This is a genomic window from Proteus sp. G2669, assembly GCF_009915245.1.
In the GTDB taxonomy this organism is placed as follows: domain Bacteria; phylum Pseudomonadota; class Gammaproteobacteria; order Enterobacterales; family Enterobacteriaceae; genus Proteus.
Map to the genome: position 1 here is coordinate 1 of NZ_JAABLX010000028.1, position 5475 is coordinate 5475.

Genomic DNA, 5475 nt, shown 5'->3' on the forward strand with positions numbered 1-5475 from the left:
TAACCTCCTGAATTGTAATTGAAGTTATATTTAGTTAAGACTTTTTAATTTATTATAATTTGGTCTTGAAGAGTTGATTTTTTCTATAGTGCCATCTGAGTAATAAATAATATTAGCACTTCCTAGCTCTTTAGGCATATCAATATTCGTGATATTATCTTTATGATAGATAGGGGTGAATAATATATTTTTTTCATCATTGACTGATATATATTGAGGCCTATCCCAACTATTAAATAGGATTATTTTTTTTCTATTTTCTATTTTACTATTAATAAATACTGGATAGTAATTCAGTTCTATTTTTTCATTTTCTATTAAATTTCTTATTAGTTCTGGCGGGCGAAAATTGTGGCCATTAAAGATTAAAATAAGTCTATGTGATGGTATTGCTTCAAAGTCACTATCAGTATTCAATGTTTTTTTGTAAATGATTGATATCCAAACTTCACTTAATTGCCATTGACATGAACCGCCTCCATTCAGGGCGATTTTAGTCTGATAGATATCACTGCTACCTTGTTGTTTAAGTGTTACGGTATTAGGATTAAAACCCGGAATATAATATTTCTCGCCAGCTGAATTATATCGAGCACGTTGGCAAATATCGGAGCGATAAAGCACATTTAGAGGTAATGCCTCAATGCCTTCTGGAAGTTTGATCCCGACGGTAACCCACTCTGTATTAGCAGGAGGAGACAGTGTTTTATTTTTATCACTACGAGGTGCACAGCCTTGGATCATAATGATGATAGGCAGTAAGAGAAAACATTTATAAACGCTCCATCTCTTCTTTTGCCTTACGGCTAAAACGGATAAGGGCATTTTCGCCTCCTGGAATTGATTTTGTGATATTAAGAGTGATAGCCACTGATTCTTGCATGCCTAAAAAACATTTATCTCTTGCAACTCTTTTGGGAGGGATCCTAGTTTGATCAGTATCATTTCTATTGGTGTATTGTTGTATTTGTTCTTTAAACTTCTGTCGATTGAGTTTGCGTTGTAATTCTAGCTCTGGCCAAGAAGCTTCTAATAATTCATTGTTTATATATGGAACATACATATCTGACATAGAATGATTTCTAGGATCTGTAAAGCTATCTAACAATGGATTTGTATTGGAGGGGAACAAATTTTCATAATCATCGAGGTTATATTCTTCCATTAATGCTTCTTGGTTAGCCCGTGCCTGCTCATTATCTAGCTTTGCTAACGATGGAACAAGAAAAAGCTTTACTTTATAAGGAAGTGGGCTAGTTTGCCGACGGCAATATAATTGTAAAGTATAATCATGGCATACTAAATATTCAATATGTTGTGATATTTTAAAAAAGCAAACTAATTCACCATGATACCAAAAAGGATCTCCAGATATGGCGCCTATTTTATCTAATGGAAGTTGAACTAAACCCGCCCAAATAAAACCAAAAGTGTTACCCAAGTAACCAAATTTGCCATATAACCAGTTATCTAAATCAGCGTCAGGAGGCACGCTGGTGACAGTATCGGAATCATTAACATGTCGGTAATGAACAAAACTAGTCATCGTTTGAATGGCTTTAGCTGAAAAAATACGAGGCATACCATAAGTATATAATAAAGGTTTATAATTTTTCATTTCAGCGGCATAAGTTAGACCAAGTGCGCCTCCTAAACTATGTCCACAAATAAATGTTTTTTTATTTTTTATTTTATCAACTAGCTCATCCCAAATATCTTTAAAACTCACTTTTGCTATATTATAGGCATCTAAAAACCCCCCATGTATTTTCCCTTCAGAGGCAATCTCTTTTGGGCAAATACTTGGAATATAATTAATATCAGTAAACCAATCTGGTGCCTCCCATGTACCTCGCCAAGAAACAATAATATGCTCTTTATTTTCAACATAAAAAAGTTGCGTATTACCAACTGGAGTTTTTGCGTTTGCCGTATCCATAAAAACAGGAGGATAGTAACGTTCACTAAATGGGACATCATTCACTACGGTGTAAGGCATACTCTTGGATTTTGTCAGTTGTGGAATAGTCGATAAATCTTGAAAGTCACGATTGAAAAATTTAATTAAATCGGGTTCATCAAGGTAGGCTAAATCAGACATCACAGCGAGATTATATGCATTAACTAGGGAATATTCGGGTATATGATGAAGAATGAGTAGCCATGCGCGGAAAGGGCAAATTTCAATAATATGGCGTTTATCTAACTGTTGATCGGAAATTTTATATCCATTAAATTTATTTCCATTTGGGAAATGATAAAATGGTAATTTATCATCATCCCAATTTTCAATTACAGGAGCTTGGTTGCATAGTTCCCCAATTTTTGCATAGTGATAAATATGGCTCTTATCTGTATAATATTTGACTGTTGAACTTTCATCAGATCGGCTTAATCTAAGTTGTCGTTTTTCCATTTCATCAGCAAATTCCTGAGCCTCTAGAAAGAGAGAAAGTTCCAGTTTATGTAAGTTTTTAATGGTAATTATTCCATCTTTATCACTTTTTCCTTTATAAATCTTATTATGCCCACAATGTGTTGATTCATTTTCAGCATACCATGATATACCAGCAATAGGTTTATTTAGCTCATCAACTAACTTTATTTCAACCCAGTATTTTTTTTGATTATTATTCAAACTTACTATTTTTGTTTGACAGACGGACGATGTGTTATTAGAAAACATATTTATTTCCTTATAAATTTTTACTTTTACTTTTACTTTTTTTAAAAAAACTTATTAATGTAATGCTGAAAATGGAAATTATAGTGAATATTCGAAACATAAAAGAGAAAATTTGTTGCGTACGTTCCTCTCCATTATAAATAACCCCATTGTAAAAAATAAAAATATATTTATCATATAAATAGGTGTTTAAACTTGGCATTAATATGATGGCAAAATAAATAATCAATGAAATGAAAAATGAAGGTATAATTACTGAACTAACTTTCATTCTAAATTGTTTAAATAGAGAAAATGCTATTGTATTTAATATTATTATTATAATAAATAAAAAAATAAAAGAATAAGTAGGAGTAAAAAATGACGGAAGCTCATTTAATAAATTATTAATTTTACTATTTCGTTGAAAACCATCAATGGATAACAATAGAATTAAAGAATAAAATGAAATGATTAAAATTGATAAAACACTTAAAATACATTTATTCATAAAATCTCCCAAAAAAGAACTTTTTTTGCTTTTTCAAGGGATGTTACTCGCGCATTTGAACCAAATAAGTCAGTAAAACTTTCTGTAAAATTAGGAAAAGTCACTCTAAAAAAAGAGCCTATTGTTCCACTACCGGCTAATTCACCTTTATTCCATAAATCAATATGGTCTCCTGTTGCTGTTTTTTCTCCTGCCCGTAACCAATAATCTTGAAAGAATATAATGCCAGTTTTATCTGATATTACGCTTTCGTATGAACTCCCAGTTAATTCTATTGCTTTAGGACAACCTGCAAAAGGTTGATTTTGTAAATAATTACTTAATTCTTGTGCCCTAATTGCATGTATCCCTTTTTTTGTTTTATCGTCAGGTGTTGGGCAATGCCAACAACGAGTACCATGGAAACTCCTCATGAGTATTCCACATTGATATAGTGCTTCACTGACATGTATAGCACAGTGATCTGAAAAAACATCATCTCGCGTTTTAGGATCTTTGTGTTCTATTGTTGAAGATGGATAAGCATCCCATAATTTCTCAAATTGTAAGACATTAAGTGAGAGTGTTTTGATCGAATTTGAGTTTCCATTAGTTTTAGCTGTTGTCTCTTTATTCGGCATTTGTTTCTCCTAGTTCTATTTTTTCTAGTGCTTCATCTCCCCATAAAATTTTGATGTCAGATTCAACACCTGTTTCAAATCGTTCTGTTAATCCCTCACTGTTTGTATATCCAAATAAAATCTTACCGTTATTTGATGTCATATAATATGGGTAATTAGGAATAGGAGCTCCTGTCAATATATTGGTTGCTTTGAATTGCTCATCGTGAATGGTATCAGGAAATTCGATTTCTAATGAGTTGGGATAAGACGTATAGATAGTTAGTGTTTTCCCATCTTTATCAGAAACTCCATTATATTCTTCGCCTTCCTCTGTTGTGATTTTATAAGAAGTGAAAGCCAATGGCTCTCCAGTTTGTTCACTCGTTAATACATATTCACCACTAAAACCTCGAGGAAGTTCATTAATTGGGGTTGATAAGGAAGCAGCTCCCATTTTTTGGACATTAGATGATCTTAATAGAATATTTTTAGGACAACCCAGTTCAATATTTCCATTTTTAAGCGTAATATAAGCATCACCACAAGTTAAAGTAAGCTCTTGCTCAGCTTTAATAAGAACCTTACCTTGCTCACTACTTAATAATATATTGCTTAATGCAATGGCATTTAATTCATCATCCTGAGCTTGTAATTCTAATTTTCCTTGTCCTGCAAATAATTTCATTCCTGATTTTCTAGCAAATAAACTTATTGTTTCACTCGCTGTTGCTGTTATTGAATTTTCTGCACTAATATCCGTATTATGGCCCGATATGATCCCAATGCTTTCAACTCCAGAAGAAAGCATAATAGCTTTGGGACTTAAAATACCAATACCTTTTGGTGCATGTAAAAGCATACCTGCGGAGGATAAATATTTTAAAGTTGAATTTAAACTTGATTGACTTTCTAAATCATTGCTACTGGCATGAGCGACTATAGCTGCTTTTTGTAGATTTCTAGCGAGTGATAAAGCCTGCTCTAATTGTTCAATAGCCTCCTCCATTGCCAGCACTTCACCACCTGCTTTGGCTTGATTATCTGCACTAATAAACAATCCTTTACCTGCTCTTATTGCTCCCCAACTGTCAGTGCGTAACTCAAAACCTTCGCCACGTTTATCACGATTGGCATCGACAATATGACCTAAATTTAACTGAGATTTACCACCATATTCGGTGCTGAGTTTAATATGCTCCTGTCCACGTTTATCCTCCATTCGCAATTTATTATTTGCAGGGGTACGAATCACATTACGCGTGTTGTTTCTATCTGTTACATGATCGGGGTGGCGCGAATCATGCAATGCATGGGCAATATAAGGTCTGTCAGGGTCGCCTTCGTGAAAGGCAATAGCGACTTCAGTACCTTGAATTAACGGAAAATGCATCCCATAGGTATCGCCCGCATAAGGTTTTGCCAAGCGTACAGGCATACTTTCATAGCCCATGGGTTTTTCATCACGGTCGGCATCAAATTTTACCCAATAAAAACCGTGTTCATTTTGGTGGGCGTAAATATCGTTATCCTTTGCACTGGTAATGCGTGCTGTTAATGTGCCAGAGACGACAGGACGAGGCTTTAACGCAGGTCTCCAACACAGAGTTTCACTGTAGGGGATCGCATTAAATCGTACTTGTAGTGCTTTTTCTCGACCACCACTAAAGCGTAAGCGAGTGATTAAAATCGGTGATTGA

General features: G+C 34.0%; 4 protein-coding genes. All 4 read right to left on the bottom strand.

The features are described 5' to 3' along the window. Positions 1–30: 30 nt before the first annotated feature. Entirely contained in the window at positions 31–825 is a 795-nt protein-coding gene (locus tag GWI68_RS08785) for a hypothetical protein (RefSeq protein ID WP_166540032.1), read from the bottom strand. Next, a complete protein-coding gene (locus GWI68_RS08790; RefSeq protein ID WP_166540033.1) occupies positions 773–2686 on the bottom strand; it encodes a lipase family protein in 1914 nt (637 codons plus the stop codon). The genes GWI68_RS08785 and GWI68_RS08790 overlap by 53 nt, the downstream gene beginning before the upstream one ends. Positions 2687–3172: 486 nt before the next feature. Further along, the gene (locus GWI68_RS08795; protein ID WP_166540034.1) at positions 3173–3796 is read right to left on the bottom strand and encodes a type VI secretion system amidase effector protein Tae4; all 624 of its coding nucleotides are present in this window, start codon (positions 3794–3796) and stop codon (positions 3173–3175) included. Beyond that, positions 3786–5475: type VI secretion system Vgr family protein (vgrG, locus tag GWI68_RS08800; RefSeq protein ID WP_166540035.1), on the bottom strand; the 1690-nt coding region annotated here is incomplete at its 5' end. The genes GWI68_RS08795 and vgrG, both read right to left, overlap by 11 nt.

Excerpts from the sequence above, each read along its gene's own strand:
- GWI68_RS08785 (WP_166540032.1), bottom strand. The coding sequence starts at position 825 with ATGCCCTTATCCGTTTTAGCCGTAAGGCAAAAGAAGAGATGGAGCGTT.
- GWI68_RS08790 (WP_166540033.1), bottom strand. The coding sequence starts at position 2,686 with ATGTTTTCTAATAACACATCGTCCGTCTGTCAAACAAAAATAGTAAGT.
- GWI68_RS08795 (WP_166540034.1), bottom strand. The coding sequence starts at position 3,796 with ATGCCGAATAAAGAGACAACAGCTAAAACTAATGGAAACTCAAATTCG.